Origin of the sequence: Agromyces larvae (assembly GCF_022811705.1) — a bacterium.
Lineage (GTDB): Bacteria > Actinomycetota > Actinomycetes > Actinomycetales > Microbacteriaceae > Agromyces > Agromyces larvae.
Window position 1 is genome coordinate 3,553,992 of sequence record NZ_CP094528.1, and the last position, 20,251, is coordinate 3,574,242.

Genomic DNA, 20,251 nt, shown 5'->3' on the forward strand with positions numbered 1-20,251 from the left:
CCATGCCCGTCACCAAGACCGACACCTCGAGCGCGAGCCTCACCCACGCGTCGCTCGAACTGCTCGAACCCGGCAAGACGCCCGGTGTGCCCGGGCCGAAGATCGGCGAGATCAAGTTCCAGATGAACCCGAAAGAGCTCACGATGTCGAAGTCGGCGAGCTGGAAGGTCGAGAAGCAGAAGAAGGCGTCCTCGGCGCCGCCCGCCACCTACCAGGGGCCCGACCCGCAGAAGCTGTCGGTCGAGCTGTTCCTCGACGACACCCGGGGCGGCAGCGGCGACAGCGTCGTCACCCGCGTCGAGAAGCTGTTCCAGGCGTGCGCGCCGACGAAGGATTCGCAGCGCGGCGACACTCCCTCGCCGCCCTGGGTGCGATTCAGCTGGGGCGTGCTCGCCGGATTCGTCGGATACATCAAGTCGGTGTCGGCGAAGTACACCGTGTTCTCGCCGACCGGCACGCCGCTGCGCGCGGTGTGCACGGTCGCGCTGGAGGAGATCGCCGAGGAGGCCGGCAAGCAGAACCCCACCTCGGGCGGCCTCAAGCCGCGCCGGCTGCACGTGGTGCGCGAGGGCGACACGCTCGCCGGCATCGCCTACCGCGAGTACGGCAACGCGGCCCTGTGGCGGCAGGTCGCCGAGGTGAACGGCATCGACGATCCGATCCGACTGGCACCGGGGCGCAGCGTGTTCCTGCCGTCGGGCGACGAGCTCGCCGGCCCGGCCGGGCGCGCGACAGCGAGGGCGGAGGTGGCCCGTGTCGTCCGTTGACACCTACACCAGCCTGCTGCTCGTCTCGATCGACGGGCGGCCGCTGCCCGCCACGGTGGCGACATCGCTCATCATGAGCCGCATCACCGACGCGGCGAACCTGCCCGACTCGTTCGAGCTCGAGTTCACCGATCCGGCGGGCACGGTGCTCACCGATGCCGGCGTGAAGATCGGGTCATCCGTCGTGCTCACCGTGTCAGAGAACGGGCCGCAGCCGCCTGCGAAGCTGCTCGACGGCGAGGTGACCGCCCTCGATCGCGAAGACCTCGCGGGCGTGCTGCGCACCCGGGTGCGGGGCCTCGATCGGTCGCACCGACTGTTCCGAGGGCGCCGGGTCGCGGCGTACCTCGACAAGTCGGCGGGCGACATCGTGCGCGAGGTCGCGCAGCGCGCCCAGGTGCCGGTCTCGCGCATCGAGGCGCCCGCGGCCGTGCTGAAGCACGTCACGCAGGACAACATCAGCGATTGGGTGTTCCTGAAGCGCATCGCGGATGCCACGGGCTGCACGTTCACCGTGGGCGAGCAGGGTCTCGTGTTCGCGCCGCCGACCCGGGCGGGCGACGCGCCGGCGGGCGCCGAGTCGGCGCGCGACGACCCCGTGGTGATCGAGCACGGCATGAACACGCTCGCACTGCGCGCGACCGTGACCTCGGCGAGTCAGGTGCCGCAGGTCGAGGTGCGGGGGTGGGACCCGGTGCGCAAGGAAGCCGTCGTGTCGACGGCGCCCGCGAAGACGACGGTGGTCGAGCTGCCCACGGTCACCCCCGAGAAGGTGGCCGGCACGTTCCGCGGGCCGACCTACCTGGCGCCCGACGGCGACGGGCAGGCCGCCAACCAGGATCGTCTCGCCAAGGCGGTCGCCGACCGGATCGCGGGCGGCTTCGCCGAGATCGAGGCGACCGTGCGCGGCAGCGCCAAACTGCGCAGCGGCACCGCGGTGGCGTTGAAGGGGTTCGGCGCACCGTTCGACGGCCGGTACACGACGACCGAGGCGGTGCACGAGTTCTCGCCCGAGGTCGGCTACACGACCACGCTCGTCGTCAGCAACGCCAGCGACCGTTCGCTGTACGGCGTCGCGAACGGCGGCTGGGCGGCGGGCGAGAGCGCCCGCATGCCGGGCGTGGTGTCGGCGCTCGTGAGCGACATCCGCGATCCCGACGCGCAGGGCCGGGTGAAGCTCACCTTCCCCTACCTGTCCGCCGAGTACGTCAGCGGGTGGGCGCGCACGGTGCAGGTCGGCGCCGCCCGCGACCGTGGGGCGATCGTGCTGCCCGAGGTCGGCGACGAGGTGCTCGTCGCCTTCGAGGGCGGCCGCTTCGATCGGCCCTACGTGGTCGGCGGGCTGTTCAACGGCAAGGACACGCCCATCGACGGCTGGGGGGCGGTGCAGAAGAACGGCGAGGTCATCCGCCGCTCGTTCACCTCGCGCACCGGCATGGAGGTGGTCTTCAGCGAGGAGTCGGGCAAGGAGAAGCTCGAGGTGTCCACGAACTCGCGGGCGCAGCGCGTGACGCTGCTGCAGTCGGACAAGGGCATCGAGATCGTCTCGGAGGGGCCGGTCACGGTCACCGCCAAGCAGGATGCGACGGTGAAGGCCGACCAGGGCGCGCTGAAGCTGTCCGCCTCGTCGATCGAGGTGAAGGCGACGGGCGGCGTCACCATCGAGGGCGCGACGCTCTCGATGAAGAGCAACGGCACCGCCGAACTGCAGGGCGCGAGCGTGGCCGTGAAGGGGCAGGCGTCGGCCGAGCTGTCGGCGTCGGGCCCCACGACCGTGCGCGGCGCGATCGTGAACATCAACTGAGTCGGGAGGGCGACGGATGGCACGTGAGTTCGTGGGGCGCGGTTGGGCGTTCCCGGTGCACGCCGACGCGACGGGCGGCATCGCGCTGACCAGCGACGAGCGCGAGATCGAGGAGAGCATCCGGCTCATCCTGGCGACCGCGCCCGGCGAGCGGCCGATGCGGCCCGAGTTCGGCTGCGCGGTGCACGACTACGTGTTCGCCCCGGCGGACGCGTCGACCGCGGGGGCGATCGGCGCCGCGGTGCGGGCCGCCCTGCGGTTCTGGGAGCCGCGCATCGAACTCGACCGGGTCTCGGTGTCGCTCGAGGCCGCGCACGACGGGGTGCTGCTGATCGACGTGGGCTACACCATCCTCGGCACGAACGACCCGCGCAACCTCGTCTTCCCGTTCTACGTCATCCCGCAGGAGGCCGCGGACTCGTCGGCCGGGTCATCCTCGCCGTCGTCCTCGCCGGGCGCGCTCGGCGACCAGCCAGGAGGAGCATCATGACCCTGCCCGCACCGAACCTCGACGACCGCCGCTTCCAGGACCTCGTCGACGACGCGAAGCGGCTCATCGCGCTGCGCTGCCCCGAGTGGAGCGACCACAACGTGTCCGACCCGGGCGTCACCCTCATCGAGGCGTTCGCGTTCATGACCGACGAACTGCTGTACCGCCTGAATCGGGTGCCCGATCGGCTCTACCTCGCGTTCCTCGACCTGCTCGGGGTGTCGCTGTTCCCACCGACGGATGCCTCGGTCGACGTCGTGTTCTGGCTCGCCGCGCCGCGCGAGGAGTCGGTGACCGTGCCCGCCCGTGCCGAGGTCGGCACCCCGCGCACCGAGCGGGTCGAGCCGATCGTGTTCACCACCGTCGCCGACCTCGAGATCCCGCCGCGATCGCTCGCCCTCATCGGCACCCAGCCCGAGGGCGGCGACCCGTGGGTGCGCGACCCCCGCCTCGGCGGCGAGACGATCGACGCATTCCAGAAGACGCCCGTGATCGGCGACGCCCTGCTGTTCGGCCTCGACCAGCCCGCGCCCGGCCTCGCGATCTCGCTGCGGCTCGACTGCGCGGTGCGCGGCGTCGGCGTCGACCCGCTCGACCCGCCGATCGTGTGGGAGGCGTGGACGGGCGACGGATGGAGCCCCTGCGACGTGGTGAGCGACGAGACCGGCGGGCTCAACAAGGCGGGTGACGTCGTGGTCATCGTGCCGCGCGGGCACGTGGCATCCAGCCTCGCGAACGAGCGCGCCGGATGGCTGCGCACCCGGCTGGTGGAGCGAGAGGCCGATGTGCCGACCTACAGCGCCTCGCCGCTCGTGCGCGCCGCCGAAGCCGCGACCGTCGGCGGCGTGACCACCGCGATCCACGCGGAGACGGTGGACGACGAGATCCTCGGCCTGTCCGAGGGGGTGCCCGGGCAGGAGTTCGCACTCGCCGTGCGACCCGTCATCGACGACGGCTCGCCGTTCACCGTCGAGGTCGGCGCCGGCCCTGGGTGGGAGGAGTGGATCGAGGTCGACGACTTCGCCGACCAGGCGCCCGACGCGAGGGTCGTGCGGGTCGACCGCACCCGGGGCATGGTGACGTTCCCGCCGGCGGTGCGCGAGGCCGACGGCTCGCTGCGCGGATTCGGGGCGGTGCCCGCGAAGGGCGCCCCGCTGCGCGTTCGCCGGTACCGCGTCGGCGGCGGCGCCCGCGGCAACGTGGCGCCCGGCGCCCTGTCGGTGCTGCGCACCACCGTGCCGTTCGTGCGCGGCGCCGAGAACCGGGTGGCCGCCCACGACGGCGTCGACGGCGAGACCGTCGAGGAGGCGAAGGCCCGCGGGCCCCTGTCGCTGCGCACCCTCGACCGGGCGGTGACCCTCGAGGACTACGAGCAGCTCGCCAAGCGCGCCGCGCCCGGCGTCGCGCGGGTTCGGGCGGTCGCCGCGACCGGTTCCGGTTCGGATCAGGGCGTGCGCGTGCTCGTCGTGCCGTCGGCCGCGCTCGGCGACGACGGTCGGGTCGAGTTCGCTGACCTCATCCCGTCGGAGGAGGTGCTGCGCCTCATCGCCGACGACCTCGAGACCCGCCGCACGGTCGGCGCTCGCGTCGCGATCGAGCCGCCGCTGTACCAGGGCATCACGATCGTGGCGAAGCTCGTCGCCCGCCCGCGCGTCGCCGTCGAACCGCTGCGGCAGCAGGCGGTGCAGGCGCTGTACCGCTACTTCGACGCCGCGCACGGCGGCGCCGACGGCACCGGATGGCCGTTCGGCCGGCCGGTGCTCGCGGGCGAGGTGTACGCGGTGCTGCAGTCGCTGCCCGGCACCGAACTCGTCGACGAGGTGCTGCTGTTCGCCGCCGACCCCGTCACGGGCAAGCGTGGTGAACCCGTGCAACGCATCGATCTCGAACCCGACGCCCTCGTATTCGGGTTCGAGCACCGGGTGCGCGTGACGGCGGGGGTGTGACGTGCGCGGACTGGTGAAGGATCTCGCGAACCCGGCGCCGTACGGGTCGCGGCTGCCGGCAGTGCTGCAGGACGACGAGTTCCTGCAGCGGTTCCTGCTCGGCTTCGACGCCGCGATCGCGCCGGTGTTCTCGACGCTCGACAACCTGGAGTGGTACGTGCGGCCCGGCACGACGCCGGCCGATTTCCTCGACTGGCTCGGGTCGTGGGTCGACGTCGAGCTCGACGAGGAGTGGACGGTCGAGCACCGGCGGCGCGTCGTCGCCGAGGTCGCGGGCCTCCACCGGATGGCCGGCACCGTGCGCGGCGTGCTCGAGACGATGCAGCTCATCGCCGGGCCCGACGCGACCGTCGAACTCACCGAGACGGGCGGCACGTCGTGGTCGTCGACGGCGCACGGCGAGCTGCCCGGTACGCCCGGCGCGGTGGTGCGCGTGCGCGTGCGGATGCCCAAGGGCGCCGCGAGTCGAGCCGACTCGCGCGGGGCCGCGAAACGCGACCCCGCCCAGGTGCTGCACCAGAAACTCGAACGCGCCGCGCGGCGCGTGATGCCTGCGCACGTGCGGTGCGAGATCGAGGTCGTCGAGGCGGGAGGCGCGGCATGAGCACGGTCAAGCCGATCTGCGATGAGTGCGGCGCCGAGAACGAGCCCGGCGACGACTTCTGCGGGCAGTGCGGCGCCTACCTTGCGTGGGAACGCGGCGCGGCGGGCGTCGACGAGGCGGATGTTTCGGAGCCGGATGTCTCGGAGCCGGTCCTGGAGCCGGAGCCGGAGCCGGAGCCGGATGTCCCGGAGCCGGGGCCGGTGCCCGCGGCGATCGAGCCCGAACCTGAACCCCAACCCGAACCCGAGCCCGAGCCCGAGCCCGAACCCGAGCCCGAGCCCGAGCCCGAGCCTGAGCCTGAGCCCGAGCCTGAGCCTGAGCCTGAGCCTGAGCCTGAGCCTGAGCCTGAGCCTGAGCCTGAGCCTGAGCCTGAGCCTGAGCCCGAACCAGAACCCGAACCAGAACCAGAACCAGAACCAGAACCAGAACCAGAACCAGAACCCGAACCCGAACCCGAACCGGTGGCCGATTCGCAGCCCGCACCCGAGTCGACCGCTCGGCCCGCACCCGAGTCGACCGCTCGGCCCGCACCCGAGTCGACTGCTGAGCGCGCGCCTGAGGTGAATCCGATCGCCGGGCTCGCGCCGGTCCCCGAGGTCGAACCCGCGCACGGCGTCGGCGTCGAGGCCGCATCTGAGGCCGCGCAGGCATCCGCGTGGCTGCACCCGCGACGCGCGAAGCGCGCCGCCGCGACCGCCGCGACCGCCGCGACCGCCGCGACAGGCGCCTCGGTCGCGGCGTCGGCCGCGACATCCGCCTCGTCGATGACCGCCCGCCCGCCCGCGGCGCCGACGATCCCGGCTCCGACGACAGCTGCCTCGGCCGCCCCTTCGATCGCGGCGACGAAGCCCGTCGCCCCGCAGCCGACCGCGCAGCGACCGCAACGACCGGCGCCGCAGATGCCGACGACGTCGAAGCCCGTCGCCCCCGAGTCGGCCGGCCCGGGCCCGGTCGCACCGGCTCCGCGCAAGCCGACCGCCGTGCCCGGCCGGCTCAAGAACCGCCCCACGACGCATCGCCCGGCCGACGCCCCCAAGCCCGGCGACCTGGTCTGCCCGCGTTGCGGGACGGGCAACGCGCCCACCCGGCACTTCTGCCGCCGCTGCGCGGCACCGCTCGCACCCGAGACCGACCGGTCGCTGCCGGCATCGCGACAGGCCGCTGCCGGCACCCGGCCGCGGCAGCGGCGACGCATCCGGATCGGCTGGATCGTGGCCCTGCTCATCATCGCCGCCATCGGCCTCGGCGCGTGGTTCGCCCGCGGGCCGATCGCCGGATTCGTGGAGACCGTCGCCGATCGCGTCGTCGAATCGACGGCGCGGAACCCCGTCTCGCTCGTCGCGTCGAGCGAGGCCGAGGGTCGGCCGGCCGCGCAGGCGCACGACGGGTTCAGCGACGTGGCGTGGTCGCCCGCTCCGACGGGGCCCGCCGTGGGGGAGTTCCTCGACGCGCAGTTCGCCGAGCCGTTCCGCCTGGTCGCGGTGCAGGTGTTCCCCGGGGCGTCGAGCGAGCAGGCGCCGTTCCTCGCCGAGGCGCGACCCGCGACGCTGCGCCTGAGCGCCACCGACTCCGCCGGGCAGGTGCACGAGCAGGTGCTCGCCGTCGCCGACGAGCCGGGCGCGCAACGGTTCGAGGTGGGCATCGACGATGTCGTCGCCGTGCGCCTCACGATCGAGGGTGCGCACGGCGCGACGGATGCCACGCACGTCGCGCTCGCCGAGGTCGAGTTCTACGGCCGCTGAGGCAGCTCTGCGTGATGGAGCCGCACCCGGGCGGCGCTCGGTCGCGCAACGTGACTCCATTCATCGGGTGCGCGGGTGGGCCGCGGTGCGGCTATTCGACGCCGAGTTCGGTGCGCATCCGGCGGTAGCCCTGCTCGGCGCGGCGGGCGGCGATGACGTCGCCGGCGCGGTGGTGCATCTCGACGAGCGTGCGCCACGACTCGTCCATCCAGGGGTCGATCTCGACCGACCGGCGCGCGATCGCGATCGCCGCCCGCCCGTCGCCGAGCCGGGCGTGCAGGTGCGCGAGCGAGGTGGCCGCTTCGGCAGCTCGGAGGCGGTACCGCTCGCGCGCGCCGAGCGCCCATTCGGCCGGTCCGTCCTCGGGAAGCACCTCGCCGCGGTACAGGTCGAGGGCGCCGATCAGCCCGTCGCGCGCGGCAGCGAGGTCGCCGCGTCGCTTCGCGTCGGCAGCGCGCGTGAGGTGGTCGTCGAAGCTCGAGAGGTCGCACGCCTCGCGGTCGATGAGGCCGAGCCGGTACGCCTCGCCCTCGCGTTCGACGACGCCGGCCGGCGCGCCCGGATCACCCGACAGGAGCCGGCGCAGGCTCGAAACGCTCACGTGCAGCGCATGCAGCGCTGACTCGCGCCCGAGATCGGCCCAGAGCAGATCGGCGATGAGCTCGCGGTGCACGGGAGTGCCGGCGTTCAGGGCGAGCATCCGCAGCACGGTGCGCGCCTGCGGGCGCACCGAGTGCAGGTCGGCGTCGGCTCCGTCGATCCGCAACCGGAACCCGCCGAAGCAGCTCACGGTGACGCGGTGCAGGGGAGGATGCTCCATGTCGTGGGTGCGATCGCGCACGTGCACGAGCCCGGTGCCGACCGGCCGAGCGCTCACGCGCTCGGGCCGTGCGGACGCCGGCAGGCCGGAGGGCAGCGGCAGCCGCGGCAGGCCGGTCTCGAGGGCGATGCGACGAGCGGATGCCACGTGCCCGGCCGATCCCGCAGCCCCCGAGAGCGCGAGCGCCGCCTCGAGGAACGCCCGCGGCCCCGAGATGCCGGCCTCGATCGCCGCCGATTCGGCCGAGTGCATCAGGCGATCGAGGCCGTCGTCGCCGTTGGCCGCGCCGACCATCGCCGAGGCGGCGCGTGCCCATGCGGCGAGTTCCCGCTGCATCGACCGCTCGCACTGTTCGGCGAAGGCGAGCGTCTGCCCGACCTCGGCGCGGCCCGCGCGCAGCGCGGACAGCACGGCCAACCCTTCGACGATCGCTGCGCCGGTCGCGTCGCCGTGCTGTTCGAACCGGTCGATCACGTCGCGCGTCGCCGTCCGCCGTTGCCCGTCGGGACCGCACAGCGCCGCGATCGCGCCGCGCGCGAGTCGCGCGAGCCCGCCCAGCCCGTCGGCCAGGGCGTCCCGTTCGAGCACGCAGCACGCGTCGAGCAGGTCCTCGCGGCGAGCGAGCGGTGCGCGGATGACGAGCAGCGCGAGCCGCGCGGTGAGGCGTTCGCGAGCGGCGAGGCTCGAGCGCACCGCGCGTCGCAGCGACGGCACCGCGCCGACGACGTCGCCGCGACGCAGGCGACGCAGTGCGGCGGCCAGCGGCGCATCGCGATGCCCGATCGGCGCCGCCGCGGTCGGCTCCCTTGCGTTCGACTCGGCCACGGCCCGCCCGTCGGCCTCCGCCTGCTCCGCCGCGGCCGCGATCGGCGGCATCGTGCGCACCACCTGGGGCGGCGCGGCGTACACCCACCGGCCCGGACGAGTCCGCGATTCGGGGACCGTTGCGAGCAGGTCGGCGAGGTCGTGCCAGCAGCCGCCGGCGGCGAGTGCGCACGCCGCGTCGTCGGCCGCGCCCTCGGCGAGCAGGCGTCGGCCCGCCGCGCGCGCGATCTCCTCGCGCTCGGGGACGCCCATCCGGCGCAGGAGGTGGCGGCGCAGCATGGGCGCGAGCGTGCGCCGGCCGTCGGTCGTCTGCCGGTGCGGCACCGCGCCGGCTTCGAGTGCCGAGGCGAGGCTCGAGGCATCCGGTCGGCCCGCGAGCGCGGTCGCGAGGCCGGTGTCGACCGCCGGAAGCGCGGCGCACCGGCCGAGTGCGCGGACGGTGCCGTCGTCGAGTTCGCCGAGCATCGCCTCGAACCACGGCGCGGCGACATCGCCTGCGAGGGCGTCCGGCAGTTCGGCGTCGAGCGACTCGTCGTCGGCCGCGTCGATCGACGTGGCGACCACGTGCACGAGGTCGGGCCAACCGGCGGTCTCCTCGGCGACGAGGGACGCCGACTCGAGGTCGATGCGCCGGCCACGCAGCATCCGGAACTCCGCCGCCACCTCGGTGAGGCGCAGCGGTCGGGGAGTCGGCGAAGCATCCGGTTCGGTTGCGGATGCCGCGTCCGCTCGCCGCACGTCGCTTTCCGGCGCACTCGACGCCCCCACGGACGTCGATGGCCCGGCATGCACGACAACAGTTGCGGCGCTCACGCGTCATCCCCCAATGACCGCGCGAATGGACTGGAACGCGGGCCACGTTACGCCGCGAATCGGCCCCCCACCCGAGGGATCCCCCGGATTGGGGGTGCGGTGCCAGCACTGAGATGCGCCCGGTGCGGCGACCTGCCGGACGCCCTCGTCACGTGCATTGCTCGATTCGGAACACGCGCGCGGAGGTGTTATTCTCGTACGGTTGCCGTCAGCGGCAGCGCGCCCCGATAGCTCAGTGGCAGAGCACTTCCATGGTAAGGAAGGGGTCGTCAGTTCAATCCTGACTCGGGGCTCTGGTTCTCGTACGACTCGGTCTCACGATCGGCTGGCGAGGGTCACGCGGCGGGGTAGCTCAGGTGGTTAGAGCACACGGCTCATAATCGTGGTGTCGCGGGTTCGAGTCCCGCCCTCGCTACCGCAGAATCTCGGTTGACCAGGGTTTCTTGTCCTCTTGAAAGGGCGGGAACTCGATGAGTTCAACGTTTATTCAACGCTTATTCGTGCGTGGCCCTGTTTCGAGGCCTCTCGGTAGGCAGGTGCTCGGGTCGGTTCCGTTCCTCTGGGATGACCTGGGACACCTCAGTGTCATGGACACGGAACGCCTCGCCGGGCTCGGCCTCGAGCCCGTGCTCACGACCCGCGAGCTCGCCGAGTACCTCGGCGTGCACGTGCAGGCGATCTACGACCTGCGCGCCGCCGGTAGGGGCCCCGCCGGTATCCATGTCGGCCGGGAGATCCGGTACCGGGTGTCCGACATCCTCCGTTGGCTGGAGCGGCTTCACGAACCCGAGCTGAGTCTGGCCGTCGTCGGCGGTGACCGCTGATGGCGGGGCGGCCACGCCTGCCGATCGGAACGTTCGGAGAGATCAAGACGAAGGAAGTCGCGCCCGGCCGGTTCCGTGCGTGGAGCCGATTCCGCGACTGGGACGGCCAGACACGTCGGGTCACCGCGACGGGTTCGAGCGCTCACGCCGCCCGGACGGCGCTGAAGGTCGATCTCGCGGCGCGCATGCGGGGTGGGCTACTCCGGCGCGTTGACGGCTGACTCGTCGTTCAGCGAACTTGCGGGAGCATGGCTCGAGGATCTCAGGCTCGATGTCGATCGATCGGACGGCACGAAGGAGGTCTACGAGCGGGAGCTGCGCAGTCTCGTGCTGCCGGTCTTCGAGAACTTCACCGTCCGTGAGGTGACCGTTGGCCGGGTCGAGCGATACCTGAAGCTGCAACGGGCCAAGTCATACGCACGGGCGAAGCACTCGCGCACCATCCTCAGCCTGGTCATGGCGTTCGCGGTGCGGCAGGAGATCGTCGTGCCACATCGATGTCGAGACCGACCGCCTGAACGGTGCGTACACGGGCGCACACGGGCGGCGTCCCGGCCGAGTCACCATCATGAAGTTGCGCGCGCAAGCGACGCTCTCGACCCGGCCGGCAAAGGAGGTGCGCTCGCTCGCTCACCTCACCGCGGAGTGGCGGACGCGAGCCACGCGCGTGCTCGGTACGGATGCCTCGGGCAGGGTGCGTGCCGCAACGTCTCGCAGCGCATCGCCCGTGTTGCATGCGGAGGACCTCCCGCTCGAGGAGATCGACCGGCTGGGCGAGCGGGTGATGCACGCTGTGAATGAGAAGCGTGCAACCTGGCGGCACTGGAACCTCGCCGCCGAGGCATCCCGTCAGACCATGCACCTGCGATTCGCGTCGGCTGAGGACCGTGAGGCGGTCGTCGGCCTCGTCGTCGACGCGGCCGAGCGTGCGTCACTCCAGATCACGCCACCCGAACTCGCCTCCATCCCGATCCCGTTCCGCTGAGTGGACGGCACGTCGGTGTTCCGTCCGAAGTACTCGGCCGTGTTCACGTCGACCGAACTCCTTGACGCCGAAACCCGCCTCCTCACCCGTGGAGCAGACCGGAGCGGTCCGCGCGTCCCGGCGGTCGCACTCGACGGGCCAGCCCGAGGGCGCCGCGGCCCGGTCACGAGCGCACTCGCCGACGGGCAGCGGACTGCGCTCGCCGGCATTCTCGAGTCAGGCCGAGTCCTCGACGTGCTCATCGGCCCGGCGGGCACGGGCAAGACCACCGCGATGAACGCCCTCCGCCTGGCCTGGGAAACCTCCCACGGCCTGAGCTCAGTCGTCGGCCTCGCACCCTCCGCTGCTGCCGCCCGGGTGCTCGCCGATGACCTCGGCATCGCTACCGAGAACCTCGCGAAGTGGTGGAAGAACCACCTCGTTCACGGCGACACCTTCCGCACTGGCCAGCTCGTGATCATCGACGAGGCATCCCTGGCAAGCACCCGGTTACTCGATCGCGTGACCGCGCTCGCCGCCGAAGCCGGCGCGAGAGTCGTGCTCGTGGGCGACCACGCACAGCTCCAGTCGGTCGACGCGGGCGGTGGTTTCGCGCTGCTGGTTCGCGATCGAGCGGATGCTGCGGAGCTCGTCGACGTGCACCGCTTCACGCATGACTGGGAGAAGTCGGCCTCGCTCGACCTGCGTCGGGGCGCGCTGGAGGCGATCGACACCTACGTCGCGCACGGCAGGATCGAGGGCGGGACCACCGATGCGATGGCGGACGCCGCATATCTGGCATGGCGCGCGGACGCGCTCGCAGGGCGTGCCACGGTACTGATCAGCGACTCGAACGAGGCCGTTACCGCGCTGAACTTGCGCGCTCGCACCGACCTGATTCTCGAGGGTCGCGTCGATGCGGGCCGAGAGGTCGAGCTCCATGACGGCTCACGCGCCGCGGTCGGCGACGCCATCCTCACGCGTCGCAACGAGCGCACACTGCGGACCGCGCACGGGTGGGTGCGCAACGGCGATCGCTGGCGCGTCCATGGGGTGCACCGCAATGGTGCGCTCGAGGTCCGCCGCGCCGACCACAGACGGGGGAGGAGCGTCCTGCTCCCGCCCGAGTACGTCCAACAGCACGTCGAACTCGGGTACGCCGTGACCTCGCATCGCGCGCAAGGGATCACGACCGACACTGCTCACGTCGTGGTCGCACCGGGCATGACTCGTGAGAACCTCTACGTCGCGATGACCCGCGGTGGGGACTCGAATGCCGCGTACGTCGCGGTCGACCGGCCCGACCCCTCGCACGTCGGGCCGAAGCCGGGCGATGTCGAGACCGATGCGCAGAGCATCCTGTTCGGAGTCCTGCAGCACGTCGGCGCCGAGCTGTCGGCGCACGAGATGATCGCCGCCGAGCAGGACGCCTCGGGGTCGATCGCGCAACTCGCCGCAGAGTACGAAACCATCGCCGCAGCCGCACAACACGATCGATGGGTCGCCGCCGTGCACGCATGCGGTCTCCCGCCGGCGCAAGCCGACGACGCCGTCGCGTCAGACGCCTTCGGTCCTCTGACCGCTGAACTTCGGCGAGCCGAGGCGCATCACTTCGATGTCGAGGGACTCCTCGGCCGGGTGGCGGCGCAGCGAGGATTCGAGGATGCACACGATGTCGCGGCGGTACTGCGCGCGAGGGTCACGTCGACAGTGGTGCGGGGGAGTGCAGCCGGTCGCGCGCGCTCGGCGCCGCGTCTCATCGCCGGATTGCTGCCCGAGGCGAGCGGATCGATGGACGCGGCGAGCCGGCGAGCCCTCGCCGAGCGCGCCCAACTGATGGAATCGCGAGCGGCAGCCGTTCTTGACCGAGCGCTCGCGGCAGAAGAGATCTGGACCGCCGAGCTTGGCCGCCCGCGCAGCATGACGTCGCGGTGCACGGACCGTGACGGCCTACCGCGACCGGTACGGCATCTCGGGCGAGCGCGCCTTGGGCGGGTTGCCGCAGAGCACCGCGCAACAGTTGGACGCCAGCCGAGCACGAGCTGCGCTTGAGGCGGCGAGACGACTGGCTGAATATGACCACGCCCCCGAGCCATCGAGGCCGATCGTCCGGTGGCGTCCCCGGGTGTGGTGGGGTTTCCGGCAGGGCTCGCGGCGTCGTAGACGCTGGTGAGCCATCGTGCGATGGTCAGTGAGTACCGATCAAAGTCACTCACAGGAAGACACAAACGCACGATGGCTCTAGACCAGTCTGCCCTCCTCGAGCTCCTCGGGGAACTGCAGTCCACCGATGTCAGCGACCGGATCCGGCTCGCGACGCAGAAGCTCTACCAGGAGCTGATCGACGCGGAAGCGACTGCGTTCATCGGCGCCGCGTCCTACGAGCGCTCGGAGGGGCGTGTCGCGGTCCGTAACGGGTCGCGTCCGCGGACGCTGACCACCACGGCCGGGGATCTGGATCTGCGGATCCCGAAGCTGCGACAGGGGTCGTTCTTCCCGTCGCTGCTGGAGCGGCGCCGCCGGGTCGATCAGGCGCTGTTCGCGGTCGTGATGGAGGCTTACGTCCACGGTGTCTCGACCCGGAAGGTCGACGACCTCGTCAAGGCGCTCGGCGCCGATTCGGGGATCTCCAAGTCCGAGGTGTCTCGCATCTGCCAGGACCTCGACGAGGACGTCGCCGCGTTCCGCGAACGGCCGCTGGACGCCCAGGACTACCCGTATGTGTTCGTCGATGCGACCTACTGCAAGGCCCGTGTCGGTCGTCAGGTTGTCTCGCAGGCGATCGTCGTGGCGATCGGCGTCGCCGCAGACGGCACCCGGCAAGTCCTCGGCTTCGACGTCGGCGATACGGAGTCCGAGCCGTTCTGGACGGCGTTCTTCCGGTCGTTGAAGGCCCGCGGTCTCGGCGGAGTGCGCCTGGTGATCTCCGACGCCCACTCCGGGCTGATCAAAGCCATCCAGGTCGCGTTCCAAGGCGTCTCGTGGCAGCGCTGCCGGGTTCACTTCATGCGCAACGTCCTGGCGAAGGTCCCCAAGGTCGCCGGCCCGATGGTCGCCTCCATCATCCGCACCGTGTTCGTCCCGCGCGGCAAGGCCAGCCTCGTCAAAGCACAGTTCGGGGAGGTCGTTCGCATGCTCGAACGCTCCCATCCGGCCATCGCCGAGATGCTCGAGGATGCCCGCGATGAGCTCCTCGCGTTCACCGGGTTCCCGGCCGCGCACTGGCAGCAGATCTGGTCCACGAACCCGTTGGAACGGCTGAACAAGGAGATCAAGCGCCGCACCGACGTCGTCGGCACCTTCCCCAACCCTGCCGCGCTGCTGCGCCTCGCCGGGCACGTCCTGATCGAGCAGCACGACGAATGGGACAGCGCCGACCGCCGCTACTTCAGCGACGCCTCCATGGCCCTGCTGAACACCACCGGAGAGGAGGACAGCATCCCCGAACTCATCGCGGCATAATCAGAAGCAGCTGACCTCGCCGGTGTTGAGAAACTCCACCACTCAGAGGGACGCCACCGATCGTCCTCCCAGCCCTCCGGTTACTGAGAGGGCCGTAGTGCGACCCAGCTCCCGCCCAACCCTCAAGCAATCGCCATGTTGACGGCTGACGACATTCCCGTGAGGATGACAGGCGCGCGAGCCGACTCGGCTTCGTGAGGACATCTCTGATACCTCCGGCACATGCGATCTACGAAGACTGACCCGTACCGTCGCAACGTGGATACCTCTGTGGATTTGTTCGATTGGTGGGTCCTCGCGTCTCCGCCTAGGCGAGTGCGGTAATCGCGTGCGCAGGAGAAGAGGGGAACTCACTCGGCTCGAGATCGACGTGCTTGCTGCGATCGCGGCGACGGAACAGGAGGGCTGGCCAGCGTACGGCTACCAACTTGCGAAGCGTATCGCGGGCGATTCTGCCGTCGCCGCCTTGACTGGCAGCATCTACAAGTCGCTCGCGAGACATGAAGCTGCGGGTTACGTGTCGTCGAGATGGGAGAGCCTCCCTGGATCCATGCCCGACAGTCGACCGCGGCGGCGCGTGTACTCACTGACAGAAAATGGCAAATGCTTGTTGGAACAATCGGACGAGCAGTCCATTTCAGGTAGGGCGCCTTCATCGAGTAATTGATGCTTCAGTTCCCTTTCGCCTCGGCTTCTCCGACGAAGATTCGCACGCGCTCGCCGCGGCGAATTGCGGTGCCCGCCGCGGGTTCCGTGCTCACGACTTGGTCAACCTCATCGCTCTCGGTGACGGTCGTCTTCGCGAACTCGGGCACGAGCCCTGCCGCCACGGTCTCTGCCTTCGCGCGTTCGGGATCGCGTGAGACAGACGGCACAACGGTGAGATTTCCACTCGAAGCAAAGACGGCGACCTGCGAGCCTAGCGGTGCTTGTCCGGCAGGGTCGGTACGAGATACCTGACCAACCGGTAGATCCGAATCTTCAACGCCCGCGTCATACGGGAAGAACCCTGCTGCTTCAATCGCCGTAAGCGCTTGCGCCATGCTCGCGCCGCGTACGTCGGGCACGGCGATTCTGCTAGCTTCCAATCGCCGAGGATCGGGCTGCGGAAAGTCTCCGCCACCGTATTTCAGGTTCGCGGTCGACATGATCCTCGGCCAGATGAGATGTCGAATATCCGACGCGGCGTACTCGCCGAGCGCGGTTTCTCGAAGATTGACATGTCCGCTTGCGTTGAACACTCCGACGGTTGTTGCGACGCGCGTGCTCGCACCGCTCATCCAGGTCGCCTCAGCATTATCAGTCGTGCCGGTCTTGCCGATCATTGGCACACGCGGATCCGTGCGACGGTTGGATGTGCCTCCAGTTCCCTCGGTCATCACACCTTGCATTGCGTAAGCCATGCCGGAGGTGATTGTCGGGTCGACGTTCTGCCGACACTGGGCCGACGGCGGTTGAAGCTCGATTCCGTCGTGAGCGACAATGCGATCGATCACGACAGGGACGCAGACAAGTCCACCGGCCGCGATGCCGGCGAACGCGTTGGCCATGGTGAGGGGTGCGATTTCGTTGGTACCGAGGACCGTCGCTGCGCTTTGCACCAGCGGGTCACCATCGGCACGATGCACCCCGAAGGACTCGGCCATTCGGCGCACTCCGCAGAGGTCCAGCTTCTTGGCCATTGCGATGAATCCGGTGTTCTCGGAGTTCACTGTGTTGAAGTACGCGGACCAGATTCCGCCGTTTCCACCTTCATCGTTCCTCGGTGTAAAGCTGGTGCCATAGGACTGGGGGCCGTTGCAGCTATCTGTGAAGGAACCCCAGTCCGCTCGCCGGCGAGCATCGACGTTCTCATTCAGCGAGTGTCCCTCGTTGAGCCACTCTCCAAGGGTGAAGACCTTGTACGTTGACCCTGGCTGAAACCCGCTCGAGCCTCCGTAACCGGAGTCCGTGTTGTAGTTGATGGCGCTGAACTTCGGATCTGATTCGAGGACTTCCGGGTCGTTCGAGAACACCTTGTTCTGCGCCATCTGCAGAACGCGACCTGTCCCGACTTCCACCGAAACGGATACTGCGCCGAGGTCAAGTCGAGGATCACTCTTCGGTACGTACTCCTCAAGCGCCTGTACCGCCGCCGCTTGGAGATCGAGGTCGAGGGTGGTGTACACGTCGAGTCCGCCGCGCTCGAGGAGGCGGACTCGCTCCTCTTCGGTCGCGCCGAGCGCGGGGTCGTTCCGAAGCGTCCAATACACGAAGTCGCAGAAGTAGGCGGAATCTCCAGCAGTGGAGCAACCCGTGCTCGGCGGCGAGATGACCGGGACGATGGGTGCCGCGACTGCTGCATCAAACTGCTCGACTGAGATCTTCTGTTCATCGAGCATTGCCCTGAGGATGTAGTCGCGCCGTTCTTTGGTGGCGGCGTATCCGTTCGCGGCGCCGTTGCTCTCGCTGTCGGGCCGATCGAGGCGGAACTTCTCGGGGTTGTTGACTATAGCCAGTAGGGCCGCGGATTGTTCAAGGGTCAAGGCGTTTGCGTCGGTGCTGAAGTAGTACCTGGCTGCAGATTGGATTCCGTAGACCCGTCCCCCGAACAAGGCGATATTGAGATATCCGAGCAGGATCTGATCCTTCGAGTATCGCTTCTCCAACCCGATCGCGAGCCGCATTTCCTTCAGCTTTCGCGCGGGCGTTGTCTCGGTCGCTGCTTCGACCGCGGCTGTCCGATCAGCATCAGATGCTGCTGTCAACACAGCACGCTGCACAAGGACATTCTTCACGTACTGCTGCGATATCGACGAACCCCCCTGAACGTCCCCGCCCGTCGATGTTCGTAGGGCAGCCCGCACAGTTCCACGCAGGTCGACTCCGCCGTGCTCGTAGAACCGCGGATCCTCTCCGGCGATTGCCGCGTCCTTCGCGAACTGCGAGACATCCTCCCAAGACACCTGCTCCCGATCCTGCTCGAAGAAGGAAGCGAGAAGAACAGTTGAACCGTCACTTCCGGTCGCGTAGATGTTCGTCTTCTCTGCCAGTTCGGGAATCTCAAGGTAGGCGGGCAGATTTTCGAACATGCTGATCGCGCTGTTGGAGGCCATTCCGCCGACGGCAATCGCCGGGGTTACGGCAACACTGATGAGGACGCCGGCGATCGCACTGAAGCCGATGAGACCGCCGAGTCCTGCCAACGCACTCCGGACGGAGACCGAGACCGAGACCGAACGGGCTGTTCTGGGCACCTCCTGTCGACGAGTGATCCCGGGTACCCTCGACGCTGTACTTTCGCTCACGTAAGATCGCCCCGTTCTAGGAAGATAGATTCCGATTAGACTCCATATCTTCCTTTTGGAAAGCTGTTTCGTCAAGTGACTGCGGCGGCGAAGTCGACTCGTCACGCCCGAAGGGTGCCAGCTGCGCGGGCAGCGGGCACCCTTCGCGACTCACAGGCCGAAGAACTGGATCTTGACTGCGTAGTTGAAGTAGTTCCAGCTGTTCTGCGAGCCCATGTCTCCGTTGTCCACGGCAGGGTTGCCACTCGTTGCGCGTGCCATCCGCTGCATCGCCGCGTAGGTGTAGGGGCCGGGCTCGCCGTCGACCGGACCCTCGTACTGCCAGTGCAGCTTGAGGTACTGCTGCATGCCCATCCAGCTGTTGATCCCCATCACACCGTCAACCGGCCCCGTGTACCCACCCGCTGCCGCTGGGCCACCCTGGATCCGGCACCACATCGCCGTGCTCGGCGCGCTCTCGATTGACGTGTCGCCCCAGACTGCGGATTGGCAATAGCTGGTCCAGCTCTGCGCCGTGACCTGGGTGGTTGCGGCCGAGGCTGACTGGGCGCCCATCAGGCCGAATCCAACGACGAGGATTCCCGCAACCGCCGCCCTCAGACCGATGGGCCGCCCCCTTCATTCGGTCCGGATGGTCTGTGAGTCGTCGGTTTCGATTTGATGGGTGCACTGCCGAGCGTACTCGGCGGGCGGTAGGTAGCCGAGCGAGGAGTGCCGGCGGTGGTGGTTGTACTCGTCCTTCCAGTCGCCGATCACGACCTGCGCGTGCAGCAGCGAGTAGAAGCTGTTGATGTTCAGGCACTCGTCGCGGAGCCGGCTGTTGAACGACTCGACGTACCCGTTGCGCCACGGCGATCCCGGCGGGATGTAGGACAGGCCGGTGCGGGTGCCGGCCCAGTCGGCCATTGCGTCGCTGATGAACTCCGGGCCGTTGTCCGACCTGAGCACGGCCGGGGCGCCGCGGACGGCGACGAGGTCCTCGAGGTGAGCGGTGAGCCGGTCGGCGGTGATCGACCGTTCGGTGAGGCCGCCGATGCACTCCCGGGTGTGCTCATCGACGATGGAGCAGATCTTGATCGGGCGGCCCTGCTCGTCGGCATCGAACTGGAAATCCACCGCCCACACCACGTTCGGCGCATCCGCGGCAGGTGCCTCGACAGTCGAGGACCCGACGCGTTTGCGTCGACGCCGCTGCGGCACCCGCAGGCCCTCGACACGCCACAGGCGTTGGACCTTCTTGTGGTTCACGACCCAGCCCTCGGCGCGGGCGTCGTGATACGCCCGCCGGTACCCGCAACGCGGGTGCTTCTTCGCCCAGGCGCGCAGCCAGTCACGCAACGCCCGGTCCGGGTCCGCGACCGTGTCGGCCTTGAGCGGGCGCCGGTATGCGGAGCGTGAGAGCCCGGCCAGGCGGCACGCCATCCGTTCGCTCACCCGCAGTGTCCTGATCAGGTGAGCGACGGCGGCGCGGCGCCTGCCCGGGCTTAGAAGTTTCCCTCAGCCAGCTCCTTGAGCGCGGCCTTCTCCAGCTCCGCCTCCGCGAGCAGCCGCTTGAGCGTCGCGTTCTGCTTCTCAAGCTCCTTCAGACGCTTCGCGTCGTCGGCCTTCAGACCGCCGTACTGGTTACGCCACCGGTAGTACGTCTGCTCGGAGATCCCGAGCTCCCGGCACACCGCCGCGACATCCGCGCCGTCGGCGAGCATCCGGTCGGCCTGACCGAGCTTGCGAACGACCTGCTCCGGGGTATGACGCTTCCTGCTGTTCGACATGATCTGACCAGTCTCCCTGCCCGCAACCACGGGCAACAGGACGACTCTCAGAACCACCGGACCTAAGAAATGGGGTCAGCCCACCGATTCTTCGATTCATCTGCTTGTTTCCGTTTCCTAGATGTGTGACGTGC

Annotated in this window: 15 protein-coding genes and 2 tRNA genes; 13 read left to right on the forward strand and 4 right to left on the reverse strand. The window is 69.5% G+C overall.

What is annotated here, in order from left to right; translation table 11 throughout:
- Positions 1 to 2: 2 nt before the first annotated feature.
- Genes MTO99_RS16970 through MTO99_RS16995 form a run of 6 tightly spaced genes read left to right on the forward strand, consistent with a single transcriptional unit; the run spans position 3 to position 7,353 of the window.
- The gene (locus tag MTO99_RS16970) at positions 3 to 767 is read left to right on the forward strand and encodes a CIS tube protein (protein WP_243555106.1); all 765 of its coding nucleotides are present in this window, start codon (positions 3 to 5) and stop codon (positions 765 to 767) included.
- Positions 754 to 2,571 (forward strand): VgrG-related protein, encoded by a 1,818-nt coding sequence (locus tag MTO99_RS16975; RefSeq protein WP_243555107.1) that lies wholly within the window; start codon positions 754 to 756, stop codon positions 2,569 to 2,571. The genes MTO99_RS16970 and MTO99_RS16975 overlap by 14 nt, the downstream gene beginning before the upstream one ends.
- 16 nt (positions 2,572 to 2,587) lie before the next feature.
- Complete coding sequence (locus tag MTO99_RS16980; protein WP_243555110.1) at positions 2,588 to 3,061, forward strand: GPW/gp25 family protein; 474 nt, start codon at positions 2,588 to 2,590, stop codon at positions 3,059 to 3,061.
- On the forward strand, positions 3,058 to 5,007 hold the full coding sequence (locus MTO99_RS16985; RefSeq protein ID WP_243555112.1) for a putative baseplate assembly protein: 1,950 nt from the start codon (positions 3,058 to 3,060) through the stop codon (positions 5,005 to 5,007). The genes MTO99_RS16980 and MTO99_RS16985 overlap by 4 nt, the downstream gene beginning before the upstream one ends.
- A gap of 1 nt (position 5,008) precedes the next feature.
- Entirely contained in the window at positions 5,009 to 5,611 is a 603-nt protein-coding gene (locus tag MTO99_RS16990; protein WP_243555115.1) for a phage tail protein, read from the forward strand.
- On the forward strand, positions 5,608 to 7,353 hold the full coding sequence (locus MTO99_RS16995; protein WP_243555117.1) for a zinc ribbon domain-containing protein: 1,746 nt from the start codon (positions 5,608 to 5,610) through the stop codon (positions 7,351 to 7,353). The genes MTO99_RS16990 and MTO99_RS16995 overlap by 4 nt, the downstream gene beginning before the upstream one ends.
- A 91-nt stretch (positions 7,354 to 7,444) precedes the next feature.
- Here MTO99_RS16995 and MTO99_RS17000 read toward each other — a convergent pair whose 3' ends face one another.
- Complete coding sequence (locus tag MTO99_RS17000; protein WP_243555119.1) at positions 7,445 to 9,736, reverse strand: BTAD domain-containing putative transcriptional regulator; 2,292 nt, start codon at positions 9,734 to 9,736, stop codon at positions 7,445 to 7,447.
- A gap of 296 nt (positions 9,737 to 10,032) precedes the next feature.
- Between MTO99_RS17000 and MTO99_RS17005 the strand changes: the two genes are divergently transcribed.
- The 7 genes from MTO99_RS17005 (at position 10,033) to MTO99_RS19210 (ending at position 15,728) form a co-directional block, all read left to right on the forward strand.
- Positions 10,033 to 10,104: transfer RNA gene (locus tag MTO99_RS17005), tRNA-Thr, on the forward strand.
- A gap of 48 nt (positions 10,105 to 10,152) precedes the next feature.
- Positions 10,153 to 10,226 (forward strand) — tRNA-Met (locus MTO99_RS17010).
- 172 nt (positions 10,227 to 10,398) lie between these two features.
- Complete coding sequence (locus MTO99_RS17015) at positions 10,399 to 10,635, forward strand: helix-turn-helix transcriptional regulator (RefSeq protein WP_243555123.1); 237 nt, start codon at positions 10,399 to 10,401, stop codon at positions 10,633 to 10,635.
- A gap of 727 nt (positions 10,636 to 11,362) precedes the next feature.
- On the forward strand, positions 11,363 to 11,620 hold the full coding sequence (locus MTO99_RS19205) for a hypothetical protein (RefSeq protein WP_354002491.1): 258 nt from the start codon (positions 11,363 to 11,365) through the stop codon (positions 11,618 to 11,620).
- A 234-nt stretch (positions 11,621 to 11,854) separates the two neighbouring features.
- The gene (locus MTO99_RS17020; protein WP_354002538.1) at positions 11,855 to 13,651 is read left to right on the forward strand and encodes an AAA family ATPase; all 1,797 of its coding nucleotides are present in this window, start codon (positions 11,855 to 11,857) and stop codon (positions 13,649 to 13,651) included.
- Positions 13,652 to 13,834: 183 nt separating this feature from the next.
- Positions 13,835 to 15,061, forward strand: coding sequence for an IS256 family transposase (locus tag MTO99_RS17025; RefSeq protein WP_243553941.1), 1,227 nt, complete (start codon positions 13,835 to 13,837; stop codon positions 15,059 to 15,061).
- Positions 15,062 to 15,431: 370 nt separating this feature from the next.
- On the forward strand, positions 15,432 to 15,728 hold the full coding sequence (locus MTO99_RS19210; RefSeq protein ID WP_354002492.1) for a PadR family transcriptional regulator: 297 nt from the start codon (positions 15,432 to 15,434) through the stop codon (positions 15,726 to 15,728).
- A gap of 4 nt (positions 15,729 to 15,732) precedes the next feature.
- Here MTO99_RS19210 and MTO99_RS17030 read toward each other — a convergent pair whose 3' ends face one another.
- The 3 genes from MTO99_RS17030 to MTO99_RS17040 all read right to left on the reverse strand — a co-directional run bounded on the left by MTO99_RS17030 (position 15,733) and on the right by MTO99_RS17040 (position 20,117).
- Positions 15,733 to 18,246, reverse strand: coding sequence for a transglycosylase domain-containing protein (locus MTO99_RS17030; protein ID WP_243555126.1), 2,514 nt, complete (start codon positions 18,244 to 18,246; stop codon positions 15,733 to 15,735).
- Positions 18,247 to 18,498: 252 nt separating this feature from the next.
- A complete protein-coding gene (locus MTO99_RS17035) occupies positions 18,499 to 18,903 on the reverse strand; it encodes a hypothetical protein (protein ID WP_243555129.1) in 405 nt (134 codons plus the stop codon).
- A 63-nt stretch (positions 18,904 to 18,966) separates the two neighbouring features.
- A protein-coding gene (locus MTO99_RS17040) for an IS3 family transposase (protein ID WP_243555132.1) occupies positions 18,967 to 20,117 on the reverse strand; the annotation gives its coding sequence in 2 pieces (ribosomal slippage) (positions 18,967 to 19,847 and positions 19,847 to 20,117; 1,152 coding nt in all).
- Positions 20,118 to 20,251 lie beyond the last annotated feature (134 nt).

Bases quoted from the DNA above. Each gene is read 5' to 3' on its own strand.
- MTO99_RS16970 (WP_243555106.1), top strand. From the start codon at position 3: ATGCCCGTCACCAAGACCGACACCTCGAGCGCGAGCCTCACCCACGCG.
- MTO99_RS16980 (WP_243555110.1), top strand. From the start codon at position 2,588: ATGGCACGTGAGTTCGTGGGGCGCGGTTGGGCGTTCCCGGTGCACGCC.
- MTO99_RS16985 (WP_243555112.1), top strand. From the start codon at position 3,058: ATGACCCTGCCCGCACCGAACCTCGACGACCGCCGCTTCCAGGACCTC.
- MTO99_RS16995 (WP_243555117.1), top strand. From the start codon at position 5,608: ATGAGCACGGTCAAGCCGATCTGCGATGAGTGCGGCGCCGAGAACGAG.
- MTO99_RS17015 (WP_243555123.1), top strand. From the start codon at position 10,399: ATGGACACGGAACGCCTCGCCGGGCTCGGCCTCGAGCCCGTGCTCACG.
- MTO99_RS17025 (WP_243553941.1), top strand. From the start codon at position 13,835: ATGGCTCTAGACCAGTCTGCCCTCCTCGAGCTCCTCGGGGAACTGCAG.
- MTO99_RS17035 (WP_243555129.1), bottom strand. From the start codon at position 18,903: ATGGGCGCCCAGTCAGCCTCGGCCGCAACCACCCAGGTCACGGCGCAG.